This is a genomic window from Maribacter sp. TH_r10 (genome assembly GCF_033101095.1).
Classification (GTDB): Bacteria; Bacteroidota; Bacteroidia; order Flavobacteriales; family Flavobacteriaceae; genus Maribacter_A; species Maribacter_A luteus.
This window is the reverse complement of sequence record NZ_JAWMPY010000001.1, coordinates 112,719-137,250: the sequence shown is the minus strand read 5'-3', so window position 1 is coordinate 137,250 and position 24,532 is coordinate 112,719. Positions and strand designations below refer to the sequence as shown.

The 24,532-nt window shown below is 40.1% G+C and carries 23 protein-coding genes; 4 read left to right on the top strand and 19 right to left on the bottom strand.

All coding sequences use genetic code 11. From position 1 onward, the window contains the following. Nucleotides 1-43 precede the first annotated feature (43 nt). From R3X28_RS00570 to R3X28_RS00555, 4 genes are all read right to left on the bottom strand, one after another. Nucleotides 44-400 (bottom strand): TerB family tellurite resistance protein, encoded by a 357-nt coding sequence (locus R3X28_RS00570; protein WP_154364684.1) that lies wholly within the window; start codon nt 398-400, stop codon nt 44-46. A gap of 79 nt (nt 401-479) precedes the next feature. Further along, nucleotides 480-3,863 (bottom strand): transcription-repair coupling factor, encoded by a 3,384-nt coding sequence (mfd, locus tag R3X28_RS00565; RefSeq protein ID WP_154364681.1) that lies wholly within the window; start codon nt 3,861-3,863, stop codon nt 480-482. Nucleotides 3,864-4,003: 140 nt separating this feature from the next. Then, the gene (pdeM, locus tag R3X28_RS00560; RefSeq protein ID WP_317661623.1) at nt 4,004-4,636 is read right to left on the bottom strand and encodes a ligase-associated DNA damage response endonuclease PdeM; all 633 of its coding nucleotides are present in this window, start codon (nt 4,634-4,636) and stop codon (nt 4,004-4,006) included. A gap of 3 nt (nt 4,637-4,639) precedes the next feature. Beyond that, a complete protein-coding gene (locus tag R3X28_RS00555; RefSeq protein ID WP_317661622.1) occupies nt 4,640-7,105 on the bottom strand; it encodes a ligase-associated DNA damage response DEXH box helicase in 2,466 nt (821 codons plus the stop codon). 106 nt (nt 7,106-7,211) lie between these two features. On the opposite strand from R3X28_RS00555, the gene R3X28_RS00550 reads away from it, so the two are divergent. Further along, complete coding sequence (locus R3X28_RS00550; protein WP_154364677.1) at nt 7,212-7,634, top strand: TerB family tellurite resistance protein; 423 nt, start codon at nt 7,212-7,214, stop codon at nt 7,632-7,634. Between the two features lie 41 nt (nt 7,635-7,675). Here the strand turns inward: R3X28_RS00550 and fbp are convergent, their stop codons facing one another. Next, nucleotides 7,676-8,686: a class 1 fructose-bisphosphatase gene (gene fbp / locus R3X28_RS00545; RefSeq protein ID WP_154364675.1), complete on the bottom strand. Its 1,011-nt coding sequence runs from the start codon at nt 8,684-8,686 to the stop codon at nt 7,676-7,678. Between the two features lie 111 nt (nt 8,687-8,797). Between fbp and R3X28_RS00540 the strand changes: the two genes are divergently transcribed. The 3 genes from R3X28_RS00540 (at nt 8,798) to R3X28_RS00530 (ending at nt 12,427) form a co-directional block, all read left to right on the top strand. Beyond that, the gene (locus R3X28_RS00540; protein ID WP_317661619.1) at nt 8,798-9,277 is read left to right on the top strand and encodes a GNAT family N-acetyltransferase; all 480 of its coding nucleotides are present in this window, start codon (nt 8,798-8,800) and stop codon (nt 9,275-9,277) included. Beyond that, nucleotides 9,274-10,524, top strand: a complete 1,251-nt coding sequence (locus R3X28_RS00535; protein WP_317661617.1) for an aspartate kinase — start codon at nt 9,274-9,276, stop codon at nt 10,522-10,524. The genes R3X28_RS00540 and R3X28_RS00535 overlap by 4 nt, the downstream gene beginning before the upstream one ends. 85 nt (nt 10,525-10,609) lie before the next feature. Then, nucleotides 10,610-12,427: a lysophospholipid acyltransferase family protein gene (locus R3X28_RS00530; protein ID WP_282055501.1), complete on the top strand. Its 1,818-nt coding sequence runs from the start codon at nt 10,610-10,612 to the stop codon at nt 12,425-12,427. On the opposite strand, the gene R3X28_RS00525 is transcribed toward R3X28_RS00530, so the two are convergent. The 14 genes from R3X28_RS00525 to R3X28_RS00460 form a co-directional block, all read right to left on the bottom strand. Continuing rightward, nucleotides 12,424-12,843, bottom strand: a complete 420-nt coding sequence (locus R3X28_RS00525) for an arsenate reductase ArsC (RefSeq protein ID WP_282055500.1) — start codon at nt 12,841-12,843, stop codon at nt 12,424-12,426. The two genes, R3X28_RS00530 and R3X28_RS00525, sit on opposite strands and share 4 nt — an antisense overlap. A gap of 64 nt (nt 12,844-12,907) precedes the next feature. After that, nucleotides 12,908-13,408 (bottom strand): GNAT family N-acetyltransferase, encoded by a 501-nt coding sequence (locus R3X28_RS00520; RefSeq protein WP_317661614.1) that lies wholly within the window; start codon nt 13,406-13,408, stop codon nt 12,908-12,910. Nucleotides 13,409-13,491: 83 nt separating this feature from the next. Continuing rightward, complete coding sequence (locus R3X28_RS00515) at nt 13,492-13,959, bottom strand: TM2 domain-containing protein (protein ID WP_154364665.1); 468 nt, start codon at nt 13,957-13,959, stop codon at nt 13,492-13,494. 139 nt (nt 13,960-14,098) lie between these two features. Further along, entirely contained in the window at nt 14,099-14,488 is a 390-nt protein-coding gene (locus tag R3X28_RS00510) for a VOC family protein (protein ID WP_154364663.1), read from the bottom strand. After that, nucleotides 14,485-14,949, bottom strand: a complete 465-nt coding sequence (locus R3X28_RS00505) for a DUF1801 domain-containing protein (RefSeq protein WP_317661610.1) — start codon at nt 14,947-14,949, stop codon at nt 14,485-14,487. The genes R3X28_RS00510 and R3X28_RS00505 overlap by 4 nt, the downstream gene beginning before the upstream one ends. Nucleotides 14,950-14,982: 33 nt before the next feature. Beyond that, on the bottom strand, nt 14,983-15,921 hold the full coding sequence (locus R3X28_RS00500) for a 2-hydroxyacid dehydrogenase (RefSeq protein WP_317661608.1): 939 nt from the start codon (nt 15,919-15,921) through the stop codon (nt 14,983-14,985). 100 nt (nt 15,922-16,021) lie between these two features. Next, on the bottom strand, nt 16,022-16,387 hold the full coding sequence (locus R3X28_RS00495; protein ID WP_317661606.1) for a cupin domain-containing protein: 366 nt from the start codon (nt 16,385-16,387) through the stop codon (nt 16,022-16,024). A gap of 45 nt (nt 16,388-16,432) precedes the next feature. Further along, the gene (gene mgtE, locus R3X28_RS00490) at nt 16,433-17,785 is read right to left on the bottom strand and encodes a magnesium transporter (protein ID WP_154364654.1); all 1,353 of its coding nucleotides are present in this window, start codon (nt 17,783-17,785) and stop codon (nt 16,433-16,435) included. After that, nucleotides 17,772-18,641, bottom strand: coding sequence for a 16S rRNA (adenine(1518)-N(6)/adenine(1519)-N(6))-dimethyltransferase RsmA (gene rsmA / locus R3X28_RS00485; protein WP_317661603.1), 870 nt, complete (start codon nt 18,639-18,641; stop codon nt 17,772-17,774). The genes mgtE and rsmA overlap by 14 nt, the downstream gene beginning before the upstream one ends. Nucleotides 18,642-18,645: 4 nt before the next feature. Further along, nucleotides 18,646-18,957, bottom strand: a complete 312-nt coding sequence (locus R3X28_RS00480; protein ID WP_154364764.1) for a DUF4286 family protein — start codon at nt 18,955-18,957, stop codon at nt 18,646-18,648. 77 nt (nt 18,958-19,034) lie between these two features. After that, a complete protein-coding gene (locus tag R3X28_RS00475; RefSeq protein ID WP_317663033.1) occupies nt 19,035-20,777 on the bottom strand; it encodes a tetratricopeptide repeat protein in 1,743 nt (580 codons plus the stop codon). 108 nt (nt 20,778-20,885) lie between these two features. Continuing rightward, nucleotides 20,886-22,157: a serine--tRNA ligase gene (gene serS, locus R3X28_RS00470; RefSeq protein WP_317661601.1), complete on the bottom strand. Its 1,272-nt coding sequence runs from the start codon at nt 22,155-22,157 to the stop codon at nt 20,886-20,888. Nucleotides 22,158-22,225: 68 nt separating this feature from the next. Continuing rightward, the gene (locus R3X28_RS00465; RefSeq protein ID WP_317661599.1) at nt 22,226-23,557 is read right to left on the bottom strand and encodes an HTTM domain-containing protein; all 1,332 of its coding nucleotides are present in this window, start codon (nt 23,555-23,557) and stop codon (nt 22,226-22,228) included. Then, nucleotides 23,557-24,483 (bottom strand): bifunctional riboflavin kinase/FAD synthetase, encoded by a 927-nt coding sequence (locus R3X28_RS00460; RefSeq protein ID WP_317661597.1) that lies wholly within the window; start codon nt 24,481-24,483, stop codon nt 23,557-23,559. The genes R3X28_RS00465 and R3X28_RS00460 overlap by 1 nt, the downstream gene beginning before the upstream one ends. Nucleotides 24,484-24,532: the final 49 nt, after the last annotated feature.

Below are 24,532 nucleotides of genomic sequence, written 5' to 3'. Positions count from 1 at the left end.
ACCTTGGTAACGAAAATAGGAAGGCAAATTTTAAGTTCTTGTTCTACGCCTTCTTTGTTTTCACTTCTTGTTCCATGTCGATAAAGGAGTAGATGTCAGCTATTAAATCCGATTCTTTTTTATGTACAAATCCGTCAGAAATCGCAATCTCCTCTAGTATGGTCATTAATATCTTTTTTTTATCCATGGTCATTGAACGTAAAATCAATTTAGCCTGTTCTTCGGAGATATTCCGTGCCTGTAAGATAAAATTACTATCGAACTCTATGCGGTGCATCAATTCACCCATGGCGTTCAATTCGCCCTTGTGAACGGTTCCGTCAGCAATAATTACGGCATCTACAGTTTGTACTATGGCCAATTTTTCGGCCAAAGAGAAGTTGGTAATGGTTGTACTCATAATTCTAATTGTGGGTTAGAAAACGGATAATATACATATTTAATCATAAATGTACCGTATATCATATGCTTTCGCTTTATTATGCTTTAAGGTTTTGAAAAGGGGCCAACGCTCTCAAGGCTTTTTCGGCAGAAGTTATCTTATCAAAGGTCAATAGTAAACGTAGTCCGTTACGGGTTTCCTTTTCTTTCAATTTACATAGGTTGGCATTCGATTGTACAAATTGTAGAACCTGGGTGAATTTTGCGCTTTGATAAAATGCCGATTGTTGGTCAGAGATGAAATAACCGATCAATCTACCTTTTTTCATTACCACTTTTTCAAGACCAATGCTATTGGCTATCCATTTTATACGAACGGAATTCAATAGGTCTACGACCTGCGTGGGCAATTCACCAAAACGATCTATCAACTCCGATTCGAATTTCTGTAAGGCTTCCTCTTCCTTGATCGAGTTGAGTTCGGTATACAGGTTCAATCTTTCCGTAACATTGTTGATGTAATCATCGGGGAACAACAGTTCAAAATCAGAATCGATCTGGGTGTCTTTTACGAAAACCTTCTCATGGTGGCCCTCTACCTCATCATATAATTCCTTGAACTCATTTTCCTTGAGTTCATCAATAGCTTCGGCCATTATTTTTTGGTAGGCATCAAAGCCTATTTCATTGATGAATCCACTTTGTTCACCACCCAAAATATCCCCGGCACCGCGAATTTCCAAATCTTTCATGGCAATGTTGAAACCACTTCCCAATTCGGTAAATTGTTCCAAGGCCTGTATTCTTTTTTGGGCTTCGGAAGTCATGACCTCGTAGGGTGGCGTAATAAAATAGCAAAACGCCTTTTTATTGCTTCGTCCTACACGACCGCGCATTTGATGTAAATCGCTCAACCCGAAATTATTTGCGTTATTGATGAAAATGGTATTTGCGTTTGTAACATCAAGGCCACTTTCTACAATCGTTGTGGATACCAGGACATCAAATTCCCCGTTCATAAAGGCAAGCATCAAAGTCTCCAGCTTTTTACCGTCCATCTGCCCATGGCCTATACCGATTTTGGCATCGGGAACCAGACGTTGGATCATGCCCGCGACTTCTTTGATGTTTTCTATCCGGTTATGAATAAAAAAGACCTGACCCCCACGCTGGATCTCGTAAGTGACCGCATCGCGAATGGTCTCTTCCCCAAAACGGATAACATGGCTCTCAATAGGGTAGCGGTTGGGTGGCGGTGTATTTATGACCGATAGATCACGGGCCGCCATTAAGCTAAATTGGAGGGTTCTCGGAATGGGAGTTGCGGTTAAGGTAAGCACATCTACATTCTCTTTGATCGATTTTAATTTGTCCTTTACCGAAACCCCGAATTTTTGTTCCTCGTCAACAATCAATAAACCAAGATCCTTGAATTTTACATTTTTGTTCACCAATTGGTGGGTCCCGATAATGATATCCACTTTCCCGTTTTCCAATTTTTCCAAAGTTTCGCGTTTTTCTTTGGCCGTCCTGAATCTGTTCAGGTAATCTACGGTAACTGGCATTTCTTTCAACCGTTCGGAAAAGGTCTTATGATGCTGAAAGGCCAAAATGGTCGTTGGTACCAAAACGGCCACTTGTTTGCCATTATCAACGGCCTTAAAGGCGGCACGAATAGCGACTTCGGTTTTTCCAAAGCCAACATCACCACAAACGAGGCGGTCCATGGGGCGTTCGCTCTCCATGTCTTTTTTAATGTCTTCGGTCGCTTTACTTTGGTCGGGCGTATCCTCATAAATAAAAGAAGCCTCGAGTTCCAATTGCATATAGCTGTCAGGAGCATATTGGAATCCTTTTTGTAGTCTTCTTTTCGCATACACTTGAATAAGGTCGAATGCGATTTTCTTTACCCTCGACTTGGTCTTTTGTTTTAATTTTTTCCAGGCTGCGGAACCTAACTTGAAGATTTTCGGAGCCGCCCCATCCTTACCATTGAATTTTGAGATTTTATGAAGGGAGTGTATACTTACATACAGAATGTCCCTATCCCCGTACATAAGTTTGATCGCTTCTTGTTTTTTGCCTTCGACATCTATTTTCTGGAGCCCCCCGAACTTGCCGATTCCATGGTCAATATGGGTCACATAATCACCAATGTCGAGTTTGTTGAGTTCTTTTAGGGTAATCGCCTGTTTTTTGGAGCGACCGTTTTTTAAATGGAATTTATGGTAACGTTCAAAAATCTGATGATCCGTATAACAGACCAATTTTAGGTCGTCATCTATAAAACCTTCGAAAATCGGAAAAACCACTGTGGTGTATTTAATATCGTGGTCTACTTCATCGAAAATATCGTGAAAACGTTTGGCTTGTTGTTCCGATGCGCAAAAAATGTAATTGGTGTATCCTTTTTCGCTGTTCTGGTTCAGGTTGTCAATCAACAAATCGAACTTTTTGTTGAAAGAAGGTTGTGGCTTGGTTTTGAAAACTATTTCCTGTACGTTGGCTTTGTGCAGAGGGTCAATAAATCCACTCATTTCAACTAGGCCGTACTCCCGTAACTGGATTTTGAGCTGTTTTGAATTTACGAAAAGCTCTTCGGGCAAGGCGTGTTTTATTTCTTTGGATAGTTTTGTGAAGGACTCTTCCGCCTTTACGAAAAAGCTATCCAAACGATCATAGATCAGCTCTAGGTTTTTGGTAAGAACCAAGGTTTTGGGTGAAATATATTTTAAGAAGCTCTCCCGTGTCTCGTTCAGGAATTTATTCTCAACATTGGGGATTATGGTTATTTTGTTCACCTTTTCGGTAGACAATTGCGTTTCAATGTCAAACGTTCGGATGCTATCCACTTCGTCCCCAAAGAACTCGATACGATATGGTTGGTCATGGGAAAAGGAAAAGACATCGACAATACCTCCGCGAACCGAAAATTCACCCGGTTCGGTCACAAAATCCACTCTTTTAAATTGATATTCAAAAAGTACCTCGTTCAGAAAATCCAGGGATAGGGAGTCATCTATTTTGATTTTCAAGGTGTTTTTGTCCAACTCTTTCCGGGTTACTACTTTTTCGAAAAGGGCATCGGGATAGGTGACGATGACCGCCGGTTTTTTCCTTGAATTGATTCGGTTCAAGACTTCTGCCCTCAGTAGTACATTCGCATTATCGGTTTCTTCGATTTGGTAAGGTCTACGATAACTGCCTGGGTAGAACAACACATCTTTTTCACCTATAAGCAACTCAAGATCGTTCAAGTAATAGGCGGCCTCTTCTTTGTCGTTGAAGACCAATAAGAAAGGTCTGTCCGAATTTTTGAAAACATTCGAAACGACAAACGATAGTGAGGAGCCCGTAAGTCCTTTTAGGCTTGTCCTGAAAGGATTTGAAGGGTCTGGCTTTTCAGATTTGGAAATAGCAGCCTGCAGTTTCCGAATTTGTGGAGACTGTTCAAAGAGCTGTTGGATCGTAGTTTGGGTCAACCGCTTATATTTTTAGAACCCCTGTTGTAAACTTGTTGCAAAGCAGAACAGGTAATTGTATCAACCTACATTTTAGTGAGGTTGTTTTATTTTATAAGGTGCAAATATAGGGGGAAGGCGATTGTTGCCCAAAATAAGGGTTAGATTTTTATGACCACGCCATCTGCAAGGGCAAAGATCTCATCCTTTTTTTGGGGTTTTAAGGTGTGGGTACCTGTGAATTCGCCAAAAGCGGGAAGTATCATTTGGTCTCGTTTCTTGAAAAAACAAGGTAAGCGCAACGTTTGTTTTCCGATTCCGCTGATTTTTACCGAAGGATGTACATGCCCGCAAAAGTTGAAAAATCTTTCACGTATTTCCGGGTGGTGCGTTAAAAGAAAATCGTCGATGATGTGTTCATCAAATACTTCAATACCCAGCGCTTCATATTTTGAGTCGGAAATAACGTCATGGTTTCCGTTGATCAATGTTATTTTGGCTGTTGTTCGTGAGGTCCAATCTTCAAAATGCCTCCATTCGTAGTTCAAATGGGAATGGAACAGATCTCCTAAGAAAATGATCCTTTCAGGATTAAAATACGCACTTACCGCATCCATCATATTAAAATTGGCGTTTATGGCTTGTTGTGGAACAGCTGCACCGAATTTTCTAAAATGACTGATCTTGCCTAAATGTACATCACTGATCATCAAAATGGATTTTTCGCCCCAATACAAGGATCCTGATGGGTGTAGGGTGAAGCGCTGTTCGCATATCTCGATTTCTTGGGTCACCGGCTATTTTTTTAAAAGTTTTGCAGTCATTCTTTGTATGCGGTCAGCTAATTTTTCACTGGATAGCTTTTCCCTTAACCTATCGGTAATTAAAGGAAATGAAAATGGGGTAGGTTGTGAACAGTGCTTCCATATGATTTTTTGTTGGTTGATGCGTTCAAGGGCCATTCGTAAACGACCTTCCTCCAGTTGGTGTTCAAAGGTTTCGGTAAAAGCTTGCTGGTATAAAAGATTATCTGCTTCATAATCCTTGAAAACATCAAAAAACAATTGAGAACTGCTTTGTAAATGTTTCATTTTGATACCTTTTTCAGGATAACCGGTAAACACCAATCCGCTGATGACGGCAATATCGCGGAATTTACGTTTTGCCATTTCGGTTGAATTCAGGCTTTTCTGAAGATCATCGAACATATATGCTGTGGTAAATAGGTCATTATCGAGAATTTCCTGAATGTCCAATTGTTGGTCGGAAAGCAGTTCAAAACCGTAATCATTGAAGGCCAATGAAAAGGTAATCGGGGACAATAGGCTTATGCGGTAACTTAACAAACTACCCATGGCCTCATGTACGGCCCGTCCTTCAAACGGGTAAAAAATATGATGGTGGCCATCATTGGTCTTAAAGGTTTCGATCAAGAATTCATCGGGTTTGGGAACAATGCTTTCCTCACGCTGTTTGTTGAATATGGTCTTTAAGGACCTGATTTCAATCGATTGTTTGTTTTCGGGTAGCGAGGCCGAATACAATTCGTTTCTCAGTAAATCTGACATCTGTGCGGAGAAAGACATTCTACCGCCCATCCAAGCAGGGACTTTTGTTGATTTTTTATTGGAATTGCGAACGTGGACCTGCATTTGTTTTATACGAATGAACTCAAGGTTTCTTCCGGCAAAGGTAAATACATCCCCGGCTTTTAATTTCGATATGAAAAATTCCTCTATGGTACCGATATACCCGCCCTTTTGATAGCGTACCGTTAAATTGGCATCGCCGACAATCGTTCCGATCTGAAAACGGTGTCGCATGGCAATGCCTCTATGATTCACTTTGAACAGACCGTCTTCTTCTAGTTCTACTTTCTTGAATTCATCATAGGACTGTAAACTCTGGCTCCCTAAGACCAAATAATTTAGGATCCATTGCCATTGCTCCAAGGTTATGGCCTGAAAGCAGAAGGTGTTCTTTATTTCTTTTAGGATGGCACCAGGATAAAAACCGTCAGATACGGCCAGGGTGGTAAGGTATTGTATCAAGACATCAAAACTGTTCAGATAAGGAATGCGATCCTCAACGGCCATCTTTTTAACAGCTTGTTGCAAAGCCGAGGCCTCGACCAGTTCCAAGGCATGTGTTGGCAAAAAGTAAATGACACTTTCTTTCCCAGGTCTGTGGCCACTGCGACCTGCCCGTTGTAAAAAACGGGAAATACCCTTTGTTCCACCAATTTGAACAACGGTTTCAACAGGGGCAAAATCAACACCGAGATCTAAACTCGACGTACAAACCACGGCCTTTAAACTTTCGTTACGAATAGCCTGTTCAACCCATTGTCGCGTCTCTTTGTTGATACTGCCATGGTGCATGGCAATTTCACCGGCAAGTTCAGGGTGTTTTTCGAGAATGTTCTGAAACCATATCTCACATTGACTGCGGGTATTTGTGAACAATAATGTAGTCTTGCTATTATTGATGATCGGGATTGTAGTGTCCAATAAACGAAGTCCCAAGTGCCCACGCCAAGGAAATGTCTCCATTTTAGCAGGTATAATGCTTTTGACGGTTATTTTCTTTGAAATGTTTGCTTTGATCAGGACAGAATTATCGAATGCATATGAGTTAGGACCCAACAATACTTGCCTGGCCTGTTCCAGGTTACCTATGGTCGCAGAAATTCCCCAAATACGCATGTTGGTGGAAATTGACTTTAATCGGGATAGCCCCAACTCGGTTTGCACCCCTCTTTTTGTACCAAGAAGTTCGTGCCATTCATCGATAATGGCCGCCGAGCAGTTTTTGAATATCTTCTGATATCCTTTTGTGGCCAATAATAACTGAAGGCTTTCGGGCGTGGTAATTAGCAAATCGGGCATATTTCTTTTTTGTTTCGCCCTTTCGCTGGCACTGGTGTCCCCAGAGCGGATACCCACTGTTAAACCTGTTTCCAGATCTTTGGCAACCCGTTCAGCGGATTGTTTAATCTCATGGGAAAGGGCCCGTAACGGTGTGATCCAAATAGCCTTTAACCCCTTTTTATGTTTGGTTTTGTAATCGGGATTGCTCTTTATATAGTTTAAGATGATCGGGAACCATAAGGCATAGGTCTTTCCACTACCCGTTGGTGCATTCAGTAATCCGTGTTTATCTTGAAGAAAAGCCTTCCATGTTTGTCTTTGAAAAGCAAAAGGTGTCCAATTTTGCTGGTCAAACCAGTTTTCTGCAATGGTGTAAAGTTCGTCTCTTGTCATTGATCGGTCTAGCTTTCAAAGCGGAATGCGTATGATAAAATAATCATTTGTAGACTAAAATATCACTTTTAAAAATATATATTTGTTGAAATTAAACGAAGTACACATGACTATTTTAGATTTATACAATCATAGTGAGAAACGTAGAAATTTGGCGCATTTTGCAGCAATAGCCTCTTTGGCAGCTGTTGACGGGGATGTAAATCCGCATGAAATGAAGTTATTGGAAAGCTTTGCGCATAAACTGGATATCACTGAGGCTGAGTTTAAAGAGGTGATGAAAAAATCGAATAAATACCCTATCGATCCCCAGAATAGTTCGGAAAAAAGGTTAGAACGTTTGTTCGATCTTTTTAAAATGATATTTGCCGATAATGATGTGGATGATGATGAAATGGTATTGTTGAAAAAGTATGCTATAGGATTGGGTTACCCCAGCGAAAAGGCAGATAAGATCATAGCAAAATCCATTGCCATTTTTTCGGGAAGGATAGATTTTGATGATTATCTGTACTTGATCAATAAATAAACAGCCCCTTTTGCATTTCAACAAAAGAGACTGATTATATCTTATTTGTATTTATCCAAAAACTCCTGAAGTTTAATTACCATATTTTTACTTCCACAAAAGAAAGGTACGCGTTGATGTAGTTCTGTGGGTTCAATATCCAGAATCCTTGTTCTGCCTCCAATTGCAAGTCCGTTGGCCTGTTCCGCTATAAATGCCATTGGGTTGCATTCGTACAGTAACCGTAGTTTACCATTTTCGGTAATACTACTCTTAGGGTACATATAAATACCACCTTTGATCATGTTTCTATGGAAATCTGAAACAAGGGAGCCAATATATCGGGAAGTATAAGGGCGGTCTCCTTCTTCTTGCTGACAGTATTTAATGTAATCTTTAACACCTTGAAGAAAATGTATGTAATTACCCTCGTTTACGGAATAGATCTTTCCGTCTTCGGGAAACTGCATATCAGGGTGCGATAGGTAAAAGGTGCCTATGGCAGGATTTAAGGTAAATCCGTTTACACCATCCCCGGTTGTATATACCAACATGGTCGAAGTACCGTAAACAATATAGCCCGCCGCGACTTGTTTGTTTCCAGGTTGTAGAAAATCCTCGATTTTTACAGGGGTCCCTACGGGGGTTACCCTTCTGTATATAGAAAATATCGTTCCTACCGAAACATTCACATCAATATTGGAAGAACCATCCAAAGGATCTATGAGAACAACATATTTGTTTTGGTGATTCTCGTCTTGGCTGTTTATACTTATGAAATCGTCTTCTTCTTCCGAAGCGATACCACATACTATTTCCCTGTTCTTTAAGGTTTGTATGAATATGTCATTGGCAAGTACATCCAATTTCTGTTGGTCTTCCCCTTGAATATTCGTTTCCCCCGCTGCACCAAGGATATCTATTAAACCAGCTTTATTCACCTCATGGTTTACCACTTTCGCCGCTAATCGAATAGCATTGAACAGTCTTGAAAGTTCCCCTGAGGTGTATTGGAACGAAGATTGGTTTTCTATTATGAATTCTCCTAATGTTTTGTGTTTTTGGCCTAGCATAGATATTTTGTGTGATTTATTTACAAATATCGTAGAATTTGTGAAACTACAAGGTTTTCGGCCGTATAAGATTGTGTAAATTTATAACTTTGTGTTTTATTTGTAACAATTATGGGATATACGATTAGAGATGCCGTAGTAGGCGATATGTCAGAAGTGCATGCACTTATTAAGGAGTTGGCCAGTTTTGAAAAAGAAGCCAATGCCGTAGAGGTCACGGTAGATGATTTGGTACGTGACGGTTTTGGGGAGAATGTTCTATTCCATTGTTTTGTTGCGGAGGAAGATTCGAGAATAGTCGGTTTGGCGTTGATCTATAACCGATATTCAACTTGGAAAGGGCCCATAATACATTTAGAGGACCTAGTGGTGGCAGAAACAATGCGCGGTACAGGCTTGGGTACGGCACTTTTAGATGCCGTGGTGTCCTATGCCGCAAAAAAGGGTGCTAAACGTATTAATTGGGAGGTACTCGATTGGAATGAGCCGGCCATTGCCTTTTACGAAAAAAAAGGGGCAAAGGTAATGCGCGACTGGGATGTGGTACAATTAGATGAAAAAGGAATACAGAATTATTTAGATAAGATATGAGAATTTTCAAATTTGGAGGTGCATCGGTTAAAGATGCAGCAGGAGTACAGAACCTTGTAAAGGTCTTAAAGGAAGTAGGTCATGAAAATACCTTATTAGTGGTTTCGGCCATGGGTAAGACCACGAATGCCATGGAAAAGGTGGTGAACTTTTATTTTGATGATAAAAACGCCCTGAGTTCTGCCGTTCATGAAGTAATAGCATACCATAATGAAATTTTGTTAGAACTTTTCAAAACTGATAATCATCCTGTTTTTGAAAAAGTAAAGGTGTTGTTCGATGAAGTTCAGGGATTCCTGGTCTGGAACAAATCACCCAATTACAATTTTGTTTATGACCAAGTTGTAGGTTATGGCGAATTGGTTTCTACCACGATTTTGAGTGCTTATTTGAATGAAGAGGGAATTCAAAATTCTTGGTTGGATGTGCGCGACTTTATCAAGACCAACAATAATTATCGTGATGCTTTGGTCAATTGGGAAAAGACGCAAGCAAAAATAGCGGAAGGTGTAGATAAGAACAAGTTCTATATTACCCAAGGCTTTTTAGGAAGTGATGATAATAATTTTACGACTACCTTGGGTAGGGAAGGTTCTGATTATACAGCGGCCATTTTTGCCTATTGTCTCAATGCAAAATCCGTAACCATCTGGAAAGATGTTCCAGGTGTTCTGAATGCGGATCCGCGATATTTTGATAATGCGCAGTTATTGAACCAGATATCTTACAGGGAAGCAATAGAGTTGGCTTTTTACGGGGCATCGGTTATTCACCCTAAAACTTTACAGCCTTTACAGCGAAAAGAAATTCCATTGTTGGTCAAATCCTTTATTGACCCCAAGGGAGCCGGTACAACCGTTGGAAAAGGAACGGCACTTGAGCCCCAGGTACCATGCTACATAATGAAAAAAGGTCAGGTTTTGATGCGACTTTCGTCCTTGGATTTTTCATTTATTGTTGAAGACAATATTAGTGCTCTCTTTAAAATGTTGCATGATCATAAGATGAAGGTAGACCTTATCCAAAACTCCGCTATCAGTTTTTCAGTATGTGTTGATAATAGGTTTGGACGACTTCAGGAATTATTGGATTTATTGAAAAGTAGGTTCAAGGTCGTATGCTACGAAGGGGTTTCGTTATACACCGTAAGACATTTTGATAATGACGCTATCAAAACATTGCAAAACGGTAAGGAAATTTTACTCGAACAGCGGTCAAATGAAACAGTACAGTTGGTGGTGAAATAGAAAAAATGATTGGTTTTCCAGACTGTTAAAATACTACTTCCAGTAGGGATTTTACTATATTTATGCTTCCTAAATGAAAAAGCTAATGGGTTTAGTAACCGCAAAGGAAGTAGCCAAGGCGATCAATCTTGATAAATATGGGTTTTTTGGTACTTTCATGGGGTGGGTCCTAATGAAAATCACAAGGATTTCCGGAATAAACAGGTTTTATAAGAAGCATGAACATCTTGAGGGAATGGCCTTTTTGGATGCTATATTAAGGCATTACGAAATTGACTTTGAAATACCGGAAGAAGATTTTAAACGATTGCCCAAGGAAGGGGCTTATATCACCATATCCAACCATCCGTTGGGTGGTATTGATGGGGTGTTATTGCTAAAGTTGTTGGTAGCCCATAGAGATGATTTCAAGATAATAGCTAATTTCTTATTGAATAGGATAGAGCCTATATCCCCATACATTCTGCCTGTTAATCCTTTTGAAAACCACAAAGACGCACAAAGTAGCATTGCAGGTTTCAAGAGTGCTATGGCCCATTTGGGAGAGGGGCATCCCCTTGGTATTTTTCCGGCAGGGGAGGTCTCTACATATAAAGATGACAAACTAATTGTTGATAAACCGTGGGAAGAAGCGGCACTTAAATTGATTCGGAAGGCGAACGTTCCCGTTGTCCCTATTTATTTTCATGCAAGAAATAGCAAGTTCTTCTACAGGTTGTCCAAAATAAGTGATGTGTTTAGAACGGCTAAATTGCCTTCAGAAATATATTCCCAAAGAAATAGGCCCATAAAAGTCAGAATTGGCCAACCGATATCGGTTGACATGCAGAATGAACAGAATACCTTGGAAGAGTTCACCGATCTTCTTCGAAGAAAAACGTATTTGCTCTCCAATGCATATGAAAAAGAGCGGTTGATCGATCAGATACCCACTTCCTTAAAGATTCCTAAAGCTCCCAAAAAAATTGCTTCGGCCGTACGCACGGAGGTCATACAGGAGGAGATCGAAAATCTTCGCGAAAAGGATTGTCGATTGTTGCAGAGTAAAAACTATGAGGTCTTTTTGGCAGCCGCCAATGATATGCCTTATATCTTAAAGGAAATAGGACGACAACGAGAAGTTACTTTTAGGGCAATTGGTGAGGGCACCAACAACTCAATCGATTTGGACAAATTTGATGAATATTACCATCACCTTTTCCTTTGGGATGATACCGATAAAGAAATCGTTGGGGCCTACCGAATGGGAATGGGATCCGAAATTTATAAAAGGCACGGTATAGATGGGTTTTATTTGCAGGATCTCTTTCGTTTTGAGCCCGAACTGCATGGTATGATGAGCCGATCCATAGAAATGGGAAGGGCATATATTACCAAAAAATACCAGCAAAAACCCATGCCTTTGTTTTTGTTATGGAAAGGGATCGTACATACGACTTTACGATATCCGGAGCATAAGTATTTGATCGGTGGGGTAAGTATAAGTAACCAATTCTCTAACTTTTCCAAGTCGTTGATGATCGAGTTTATGAAAAGTAATTATTGGGATCCTTATGTGGCCCAATATATAAGCCCCAAAAAGGAGTTCAAGGTAAAACTCAAAGATGCGGATAAGGAATTTATTTTTGATGAAACCAAAGCCGACCTTAATAAGTTCGATCGTATGATCAATGAAGTGGAGCCAGGTAATTTAAGGCTTCCCGTTTTGATCAAGAAATATATAAAGCAAAATGCAAAGGTGGTGGCTTTTAACGTTGACCCACTTTTTAACAATTCAGTTGACGGCCTAATGTACATTCGAATCGCGGACCTACCGGAAAGCACCGTTAAGCCGGTTATGGAAGAATTTCAGGCGGAACTTGAAAGAAAGTTCACGGAGAATCAACAAAACAATGGGGATTAATGCAATTCGCGTAGGATGAATTTTTGGCAATACTCCTTTATTTCATCCCTGACTTTTACGTACAGTTTGTGTTTTTCTTCTGCACTACCATCAAATTTGGATGGATCCATAAAATTATGGTGCAAACGTTTCGCTTTTTTGGAAGGAATGTAAGGACAGTTTTCATTCGTGTGATCACAGACCGTAATTATGAAATCGAAATCTATATCTAGATATTCATCTATATGGTTCGATGTGTGATCAGAAATATCAATACCATCTTCGGCCATAATGGCAATGGCAGCTGAATTGATACCATGTACCTCAATACCTGCACTGTACACTTGTGCAAAGCCATTATTTAACTTTTCAAGATAACCATGCGCCATTTGGCTTCTGCATGAATTACCCGTACACATGACTAGAATATTTTGCATCTTTCCAGACTATTCGTGTTACTGTTCATATACACCCAAAATGGAAAAAAAGGAAAGGGTTAAATCAAATTCCGACAGATTTACTCCTGCGTTCAAATAAAAGGTTGTCTTTCCAAATACCATTGAGTTGCCCTACTTTTTCACGTCTTCCTATATAACGAAACCCCGCTTTCTTATGCAAGGCAATACTACTTTCGTTTTCGGGAAAAATGCCGGATTGTAAGGTCCAAAAACCTTTATCTTCACTTTGTGAAATTAGTTTATTTATTAACATACTGCCCACACCATGGCCTTTATATTTTCCACTTACATAAATACTTATCTCAGCCACACCACCATACACACATCTACTTGATACGGGCGATAAGGCAGCCCAACCCATAACGTTACTGTTTTTAACGGCTACAAGCCTACACATGGGTAAATGGGTATTGTTCCAGGATTCATAGGTAGGAATGTTCTTCTCAAAAGTCGCATAGCCAGTGGCTATTCCTTCGGCATAAATCTTCGCTACGGCATTCCAGTCAGATGACTGCATTTCCCGTGTTTTCAAGGTGGCCATCATGTTTCAATCATATTAATACATCGCAATAAAGCGATTGACATTCATGTAAAAAAACCGGCGATAACTTGCCGGTTTTTATAAATTTAGAACCAAGGTTTTTTACCTACTTGGTACGTGTTGTAGAATTCCTCGTCTGATTTGGTTAAATAGATAATACCCTCTATAAGGCCTATTACACTTGGTACCCAAACAAATAACAAACCAATTCCAACGCACGAAAGAACATAAGCTGCAATAGATACACCTAAAAGAATAAAACCTTCTTTTTGGTATCCTAATAAAAATTTATGGACTCCCAATGAGCCTAAAATTATTGCTAATATCCCAACGAGTAATTTTTTGTTTTCACCTCCTGCACCGCTAAATGCTTCTTTAGCACTTTCGGTAAACTCTTTGGCGGTTTCTTTGGCGTCTTCGGCAAAATCACTGGCTTTCTCTTTTGCATCTTCTGCGAATTCCTTTGTAGCTTCTTTGGCGTCTTCGAATTTTTCGTTGGCTTTGTCGCCAAGATCTTTAGCTTTGTCGCCTAAATCTTTGTTCTCATCTGACATAATTCTTGTTTTATGGTGGTTTTACTAAGGTTAAATGTAACGATTATTTGAACATGATAATAAAATGGGGATAAATTCATGCTGATAAATAAGATAATTTATTCGGACTATAAGGAGTATGGTGAAATAAGGGCCGTGTCTATTCCAAAAATGCCTTGTCAATAGGTTCCCAAAGTTCTAGTTTATTTCCTTCAGGGTCCAGGATCCAGCCGAATTTACCATATTCGTATTCTTCGATTTCCCCGACAATCGTGACTCCTTCTTTTTTTAATTCTTTTAAAAGTTCTACCAAATTCTCTACCCTGAAATTCATCATGAACTGCTTTTGACTGGGTTCAAAATATGGCGTGTCCTCGTTCATAGGGCTCCATTGGGTAGAGCAATCATTACCTTTTTGATCTTTCCACCAAAATGTGCAACCATATTGGTCAGTATTAAGGCCTAAACGGTTTTTGTACCATTCCTTTATCTTATCCGGGTCTTTTGTCTTAAAGAAGAACCCACCTAGACCGGTAACTCTTTTTTTCATGGCTTACGTTTTTTTGTATTTTTTTCATAAAGTGAAATCCAATCTTCCACGCTAATTTTTGAGCAAAGTTCACCGATAAGATCGTACGGAATGGTATCCATATTTTTAAACCGGATGCAACTTTTGCCCATGTCCAATTTGGTTTTCACATATTTTGGATATTCGGTTACGAACCAATCATATAGTGGCTCACTGGCATAAATTCCAGAATGGTAAAGGGCAACAAAGTTTTTCTGGGATGCCACATTTATGAAAGGAAGGGGCAATTCAGGATTACAGTGGTAACCACTGGGGTATAGGTTATGGGGTACTACATAGCCCAACATGCCATAGCTCATTTGTTCGGTGAACCCTTTCGGTAAATTCTCCAAGATGGTTTGCCGTAGCTTTTGAATAACCTCCTTTCGGTCATTGCGTAATTCGTTGATGTATTGTTCTGGTGTTGTTGCTTTCGATTGCATGCTTAAGGAGTATTGGTTTGTTGCTCCTTAAAGTTAGCAAAATCTTTCTTTGATTTTATCTACGATGGTTTGGGCCAGTTTTTCTTTACTTTCCACGGTCCAGCCCGCTACGTGGGGAGAAAAGAGGACATTTTCCGCTTTCATCAAGTATTTAAAGGCTTCAGGTAGGTTTTGGTCATCGAACATATTTTCAAAAGATGATTTTTCATACTCCAAAACATCCAATCCGGCACCTAGAATTTTCCCTGATTTTAAATTACTGACCAAATCCGTGGTGATTACACATTTACCCCTGGCCGTATTCAACAACCAAAACGGTTTTTGAAAAGAGTTGATGAATTCATCATTGATCATGCCAATGGTTTCGGGTGTTTGCGGTACGTGTAAGCTAAGAACGTCCGTTCTTTGTTGAAGCTCCATAATACCGACTTGACGAGCGTTTTCATCGCCTACACCTCCGACGATATCAAAACAGATTACTTCTACATCGAATCCTTGGAGTTTTTTGGCAAAGGCCTTGCCCATATTGCCGTAACCGATAATCCCCACGGTTTTGCCATCTAGTTCAATACCCCGATTCCCTTCCCGGTCCCATTGGCCGTTCCTGACTTCTTTGTCCGCTTTGTTCAGTTTATTGAAAAGTGACAAGAGCATTCCAAGTGTATGTTCCCCAACGGCATTTCGATTGCCTTCCGGGGCCGATGCCAAAAAGATACCATTTGCCTTTGCGTGGTCAACATCGATATTCTCAAGGCCTGCCCCAACGCGCCCGATAAACTTAAGATTGGTTGCTTTGTCCAGGAATGAAGCGTCAATAGTTAATCTACTTCGAATGATAATACCATCATAGAGGTGTATTTTTTTCTCAATTTCTTTTTTGTTGGAAGTGTAATCCTCATCGTTAGTAAATCCCAGTTGAGCCAATTGCTCTATCATTAAGGGATGGTTGGTGTCCAGGTGTAAGATTCTCATTAGTCAAATATATAAAGTACTTATATTATAAAGGATGTGCGACATCCCTTTGTTCGTTTTTAATTATAGGGTTGTTTAATGAACTCGCAGCAACAATGTATTAAATTTTTGGATAATCTGTCTGTGTTTTTTCATCGTGCACGGATCCCGTATGGGCAGTGGTACATTTTTCAAAAAGTAAAATATGTACTTCTTCATTGTTTTTGGTCATGGGATTGTGTTCCACGCCCTTGGGTACAACAATAACCTCGCCTTCATTGACTTCAACTGTCTTATCTCGAAATTGCATGTACATTGTACCTTTTGTGACTTGAAAAAGTTCATCCTCATTTTCATGGGCATGCCAGACGAATTCCCCTTGAATTTTAGCCAAAAGCACTCGCATGTTGTCTACAACTGCTATTTCATGGGGATGCCATTGTGCTTTGAATTCGGCATATTTTTCTTTTAGGTTTATGGCCTTCATACTGTTGTGGTCTTTTTAATTTCTAAATTAGCAGTAATGTACCGATTAAATTCCCAAAAGTATCTTGGCAATGGAGAAGTAAATCAAGATACCGAAGATGTCATTACTAGTTGTAATAAAGGGACCTGTGGCGATTGCGGGGTCTATACCTCTTTTGTCAAGAAAAAGGGGGATGAAGGTTCCTATGAGTCCGGCAACGATGATAACGACCACTAGTGATATGGAAATGGCCAATGCCGTTAAAAAGTCTCCTTTATAGATCCATGTGAATATCAATAAGACACCTGCTAAGATTAAGCCGTTCAAAGTGGCTAAAAGCATTTCCTTTATCAAACGGTTACCTACACCACCTTTTAAATCATCATTGGCAAGACCTTGAACGATAATCGCACTTGATTGTACACCAACATTACCGGCCATGGCCGCAATAAGAGGGGTGAAGAAGAACAATATGGCATGTTTACTGATCATATCCTCAAATCCGCCCATGATTGCTGCTGCCCCAACGCCACCCACTAAGCCTAGGAAGAGCCATGGAAGGCGGGCCCGTGTAAGGTCCCAGATGCTATCATCCGCCTCAACATCCTGGGAAATACCTGCTGCCATTTGGTAATCCCTTTCCGCTTCTTCACGTATAACATCCACAATATCATCGATCGTGATTCTGCCTACCAAACGGCCCATTTCATCTACTACGGGAATGGCCTCCAAATCATACTTTGACATTATTTTGGCGACTTCTTCAGGCTTTTCATTAACGTTTACAGAATCTACCTTGGGAATATATACATCACTGATGTGGCTTCTTGTTGAGGTTGTCAATAAATCTTTTAATGACAATCTACCTTTAAGCTTATCGTCATCATCAACTACGTAAATGGAGTGTACCCGGGTTACATTTTCGGCCTGGGCACGCATTTCTTTTACACAAGTAAGCACATTCCAACTTTCACGAACTTTCACAAGCTCTTTGGCCATGAGTCCACCAGCGGAATTCTCATCATAACGTAATAGATCTACAATATCTTTGGCATGGTCCCTATCCTCGATTTTGGAGATTACCTCATTTACGATTTCCTTTGGGAGTTCCCCAATGATATCGGCAGCATCATCGGTATCCAATTCTTCCAACTCCCCGGCGATCTCTTTTGCGGATAGGTTATTCAGGATTGCTTCACGAATGTCCTCGTCGAGCTCGGTTAGTACGTCGGAGGTTTTGTCACTATCAAGAAGTTTGATAAGATAAGTGGCCTGCCCATCATTCAGTTCATTGATGATCTCTGCGATATCGGCATAATGCACTTCTTCCAACATGGTTTCCAGTGTGGAATTCTGTTGGTTCTCTATCAGTTGTCCTATTTCCGATAGGAGCTCTTCTGTGAGTTTAAACGGTGTCATTCGCTATCTTCTTTGCAAGCCCTATAAAGTCGGCCACAGCCAATTGTTCAGGACGTTGGTCAAAGATAGTATCTTCTTTGAGAATATTGGAAAGCTCAAAGGTTTTTAAGCTATTTCGAAGAGTTTTTCTTCGTTGGTTAAAGGCTGTTTTGACTATTCTGAAGAACAATTTTTCATCACAATCGAGGTCATGGTTTTCTTTTCTGGTCAATCTTAAAACACCGGAGAGTACTTTTGGTGGGGGATCGAAAACTTCTGGGGATACGGTAAAGAGGTATTCCGCATTATAATAGGCTTGGGTGAAAACGGATAGTATTCCATAGGTCTTATTGCCTTCTTTGGCGCAGATCCGTTCGGCCACTTCTTTTTGGAACATTCCCGTGAATTCTGGAATCTGATGACGCCATTCGAGCATTTTAAATACGATCTGGGTCGAAATGTTGTAAGGGAAATTACCCGTAATCGCAAAGGGCTCCGATCCAAAAAGAGTTGATAGATCATATTTTAAGAAATCTGCCTCGAGTACTTTGAACGAATTGTTGTTTCCCAAGATTTCAGGATGTTCAAGCGGGAAATTCTGATTGAGGTACACAATGGATTCCGAATCCAAATCCATTGCCACAAGGTCTATTTCATTTTGTAAAAGATATTTTGTCAACACTCCGGTTCCCGGGCCTATTTCGAGCACGTTCCGATATCCGTCAAGAGTAAGTGTATCGGCAATTTGTTTGGCAATATCCTCATCTTTCAAAAAATGTTGACCTAAATGTTTCTTGGCTTTTACGGGGCCGTTGTCCTTTCGATATTTAGAATCCTTTTTATATGGTTTCGATCCTTTTTTCTTTTTTTTGACCATAGTATCAGTGCTCGCTTATAACTTCTAGTTCTGTTCGGAAAGAGACGAATTTATTGGAAAACAACTTTGATGCTTCCTGTCTTAGGGTTGGGGCGTGATCTTGATAATATGACTGTAGCGTTTCTTTGTCGACCGCAGTGAACTGAACCGAATAGGTAACTCCCCCCATTTCTTCTTCAATCAATACTTTGCACATTTTTGCAGAAAGGAATTTTCCTGTGGCCAAGACATCGGGAATGTGTGTTTCTTTCATCCAGGCAAGCCATTGGTCGTGGATAGATTCTTCAATATTGGTAGTAACGTTGTATATGTACATTTTTTTCTGATTCATTTTAAGCTCACAATCGATGATCACATTCATTATTATAGTGTTATCATTGTAGCTGATTGGGATTAATTTATACTGTCTCCCCGAAGCATCCTAAAGTTCTTCCTTGCTTGCGGAAAATAATAACTGTCTTGATAATTGTAAATGATCTTTTCGTATTGGGCCTTAGCTTTTTCGGGTTCGTTCAATACATTTCGATATAATTCCCCCAATGCAAAAAAAGCATCATCGGCCAGGATGTCGTTCGTATAGAATTCCGTTATTTTTTGATAATTGAATTTTGCCGCTTCATAATCCTTTATACTTTCTAGAAGCTGTCCTTGTTTAAGTAGTGCTTCGTCCTCTATCTTTTCACCTTTATGGTTTAAAAGAATGTCATTTAATGTGGAAATGGCTTCTTGGGTTTTGTTTTGATAAGCCAATAGATCGGCACGGGCATATTTTTTCAAGGCTGTTTTTGTTGAGTCTTCCAAAGAATTGTCCGCGATAAGTAGGCTCAATTGCATGGCATCGTTCGCGATCAATTGTGAGGTGGAGCTACGAAGGACTTTCAATTGGGTAAGGGCCCAATCAAAATCACCTTTATAGAAACTGGTTTGGGCTACTTTGAATCGTGCATTTTGACCTAACACATCGTTTTTTAAACTTTTTTGTACTTGGGAAAAATAGATAAGTGCCTGATTGAATTTTTTGTCAAAAACCAGAATATCTCCCAAGGCCAATTTAACATAGGCTTTTCCCCGTGCGTTCAATGGAAGTTTCAGGCAGTTTTTCAAAATATCGATGGCAGGTTCTGGATTGTTCTTTTTGAAAGTCAGGAAATTGGCATAGGCAATTTGAAGTTGCAAGGTCTGGCCTTTATATCCGTGCGTAGCGATAAGGGTTTTGAATTGTTCGTCAATGCTATTCAGTTTTCTTTGATCCAAATCCATCATTTCAATATCTATCAAATTCAATTGGGCATTTAAACGGGCGATTTCATCCGTAGATTTTTCGGCGATATATTCGAAAATGGATCGTGCAGTTTCAATTTCATTATCGTTTAAGGCCAGGTTCCCGAGATTGTCCAGACGTTGAACGGTACTGCCTTCCATTCGTTTAAAAATAGCCTTCTCTTGTCTAAACGCACTATTGTACTGTTTCTGTTGAACGAACAACCAACTTAAAAGATCGTTCCAGAGCAAGTCAGGGTCTTGTTGGGCATGCTGTAACAATACTTTTTTAAGTTTGATGTTGTTTTCGTTTTCCGGGTCCGAAGAGATAAAATCATCGATACTCCGCAGTACGTTAGATTTTGACGTCTTCCCGTTCATGAGCAAATTCATGTAAGAATTGTACATTTTGTCTATATTGCCTTGCTCCCCATAAATGCGCGCCATTTGGTAGTTGTAGTCCAATTTTGGATTTAGCTCCATTGATTTTTTATAGGCACTTAAGGCATAGTCCAATAAGGAATAACTCTGGAATCGAAGCGCTATGCTGTACCCGTAGTTGGGATTTTCCTCAATACCGGCAAGTGCTTTGTCATAATACTCCGAAGCCTTTTCCGTGTTATTTTGTAAGGTATGGTTATGTCCCAACTCTATAAGGAAAACGGGGTATGTGTTGCCTTTCTTTATTTTTTCGAGTAGAAATGCTTCCGCTTCGGAATAACGCTCCAATTGTTGGTAACAAGCAACCAGTCCTTCGGAATAATCACTTCTGCGTGGATTTTTCTCCACCAATTTTTCATAGAAGACCACAGCCTTATCAAAAGCACCATCATTAAAATACTGCTTGGCCAAAAAATCATCTTGGGCCAAGGCCATTTGTGAGCAGCATAGAGCAATGAATATTAGGAATACCCTCAAAAGCACGTTTTTCCCAAAGATACGCAGAAACGAATAAGCCAATGTTAAGGTTTACAAAAAACCGGATCAGTCTATTATATCAAAACCACAATAGGGAACCAGTACATCCGGTATTTTTATGCCTTCCGGAGTTTGGTAGTTTTCTAAAATGCCTGCCAAAACCCTTGGTAATGCCAATGAGCTGCCATTCAAGGTGTGCGCCAATTGGGTCTTCCCATTTTCGTCCTTATACCTAAGTTTTAGTCGATTGGCCTGGAAGGCTTCAAAGTTGGATACGGAACTGATCTCTAACCAACGGTCCTGTGCCGTAGAGAAAACCTCAAAATCGTAAGTAAGTGCAGAAGTAAAACCAAGGTCCCCACCACAAAGACGTAAAATTCTATAGGGTAATTGTAAGTCCTTTAATATGGTCTTTACATGTGCTACCATTCCATCTAAGGCCTTATAAGAATTTGTGGGGTGTTCAATACGGACTATTTCTACCTTATCGAATTGATGAAGGCGGTTAAGCCCACGTACATGGGCGCCATAACTTCCTGCCTCTCTTCTAAAGCAAGGCGTATAACCGGTTAAGCAAATAGGAAAGTCGTTTTCATTGATGATAACATCCCTGAATATATTGGTAACGGGTACTTCCGCCGTAGGAATCAAATAAAGGTCATCGGCACCTACATGGTACATTTGTCCTTCTTTGTCGGGTAACTGGCCCGTACCGTAACCCGATGCTTCGTTCACAAGAAGAGGTACCTGCATTTCAGTGTAGCCGGCTTCTGTATTCTTGTCCAAGAAATATGCGATTAAAGCACGTTGTAGTCTAGCCCCTTTACCTTTGTACACCGGAAAACCTGCTCCGGTAATCTTTACACCAAGTTCAAAATCAATGATGTCGTATTTTTTGGCAAGTTCCCAATGTGGTAATGCGTTCGGGTCTAAAGTTGGGATATCCCCTTCTTTGAAAATTTCCTCATTATCATCCTCTGAATTACCGGCGGGAACAAGGTCGTTGGGTATGTTCGGAATTTGATACAGTACATCTTGCAATTCCTTTGCGGCAGTATTCAGTTCTTCACTTAGACGTTTGGAATCTTCCTTTAAGCTTCCGGTCTTTTCTTTTAAAACATTCGCTTCCTGAGCTTTGCCACTTTTAAAAAGCATACCGATCTCTTTCGATAATTTGTTGGACTCGGCCAAGGTATTATCCAATAAAGATTGGGTGGTACGTCTTTTTTCATCCAATTGAAGTACTTTTTCCAATAATGGGGCAGCATCAATATTCCGCTTCTGTAAAGCGGTGATGATTTTATCCTTTTCTTCTCTTACGACCTGTAGCTGTAGCATGGAATTTTATTGTTAAGGGGCAAATTTAAGGTTAATTGGTCAATGTTTCAATCGAGGGTTTAACTATTTTATTCGGTCTTGTTTTTATGGTTTGAAGGGAATATCCATTCATGATGTTTTAAGTGATCCCATTTTTCATTCGCCAGGTCTACCTTGGGATCGATAAAGGCTTTGAGCGGCTTTCCGTTAATACTTACTTTGGAATTCAAGGCGTAGACCGATATGCTATCTCCTTTGGCTTGGTGTTCCTGACGTAGATGTTGTGAAAATTGCCAAATAAAATCGGGATAGGCAGCGATTTTCCGCATTTGTTTTTTCGATAGGTAGTCTTTCAGTTTTATAATATGGGCGCTACCGCTGGTATGGTTTACGACTTTGAATTGGATTTTCCCTGATCGGCTTCGAAGCATCATTCGCCAACTTAAGCGATGTCCTTCCTCGGTCCAAAGAACATCGTCAGCAATAAAATGATGCCTAATTGGGAGAATAATCTGTATAAGAAGATAAAGGCTACAACCCACTATGAATAAATTACCTTTTGAAGGTTTTGTGATGCTTTTATCGGCATTCTTGTTTTTGTCTCTGAAAAAGATGCCCCGAATGGTCTGGGGTTCAAAAAAGAATACAGTAAAAGCCAAGGCGAGATAAGGGAAAATGCCGATTTGGAAAATTATGGAATTGAAGAGGTGAAAAAATATGGCAATGATAAAGGCTATCTTTCGAGTGGGTTTCCAGAGCAAAGCAAGTATGACCAATGCATCAAAGACTATTCCGGTTATGGCAATGGTTTTATGAACCCATGGTTGCTGTAAAAAAGGGCCAACGATGGGGTAATTCTGCCTGCTACGCATTAAGATTTCGATTATGCCATAATCGAGCCAATCACCATACAATTTTGCTATAGAGGCGTAAGTATATACAATGAACAATTGGGCAACGACCATCCATTTAACATAAGAAAACATGGTATTGCTACGGATAGCTTCATTATGTTTCGCATCAATCGACAACCCGGTATTTGCAGGGAAAAAACACATCAAGAAAGAAACCAGGAACAATAGGTAGTAATGGTTGTTGTACGATGTTTTTTGCATTAGGTACACGCAAAGCCATAAGAGGGTAAAACCAATGATACTCCATCTGTACTTATATCCAAGGGCAACAAAGATCCCTAGTGTTCCCATGACTACAAAATAGAAGTACATACCGGGCCCGGGCAAGGGTTGAAGAAATTCAAAGCCAATGAACGAAAAGGTTGTTTTAGGCAGTATAAGGGTGTTCTTGACCCATCCGGTGGCAATGGCCCCGAAACTTTCCAAAGTGATGAGGATACCGAAGAAAACCCTAAAAACCAGTAAAGGTGCGTTATCGATCTTGCTGAAAAAAATACGATCGAACATTAGTTGTTTAGTAAAGCAAGTGAGGTTTCTTTGTCTTTTTGCAATTGATCCCTTAACGCGGAGACCGATTCAAATTTATGTTCATCACGTAGGCGGGCCAAAATTTCTACTTGTAGTTTTTGGTCATAAAGGTCTTGTTTAAAATCGAACAGATGTACTTCTATACTCTTTTCTTTACCCGCGACCGTAGGGTTATAACCAATATTCATCATGCCATAGACCAAATTGTCATTTATTTTGGTTTGTACCACGTAAACACCATTTTTAGGTATGAGCTTATACGTTTCTTTGATAAATAGATTGGCTGTCGGGAAATCGAGAGTACGCCCCAAACCCTTACCTTTCTGTACAACTCCCGTAAGCATGTAGGGGTAGCCCAAATAACTGTTTGCAACATCGATATCGCCCTCTTCCAGGGCTTTTCTTATTTTAGTGGAACTTACCGATACCTCGTCGATTTCTTGGGCAGGAATTTCGCTCACTTCAAAATCCAATGCATTTCCGAATGCGATCAGGTCATTGATGTTCGCTTCCCTGTTTCTTCCAAAACGGTGGTCGTATCCGATTATGATTTTTTTGGCCATTAGTGAATTCACCAAAATATCCCTAACAAACTCAGTGGCCGATAATCGGGAGAACTCCTTGGTGAATGGATGTATGATCAGGTAATCCAAACCTAAACGTTCCAATATCATTTTTTTCTCCTCGATGGTGTTCAACAATTTAATGTCGGTGTCCTTTTGAAGCACCATCCTAGGATGCGGGAAGAAGGTAAGTACGGTTGATTTTAAATTCAGGCTTTGGGCATTTTCGATAAGTTTGCCCAAGATTTTCCTATGCCCGATATGAACCCCGTCAAAGGTTCCTATGGTAATTGCCGTAGGATGTTCTTTATCATAATTATCGATGCGTTGGACTGTTATCACGAAGAATAAAAAATAAAAAGACTTATATTTGATATTGTTAAAAACCCTT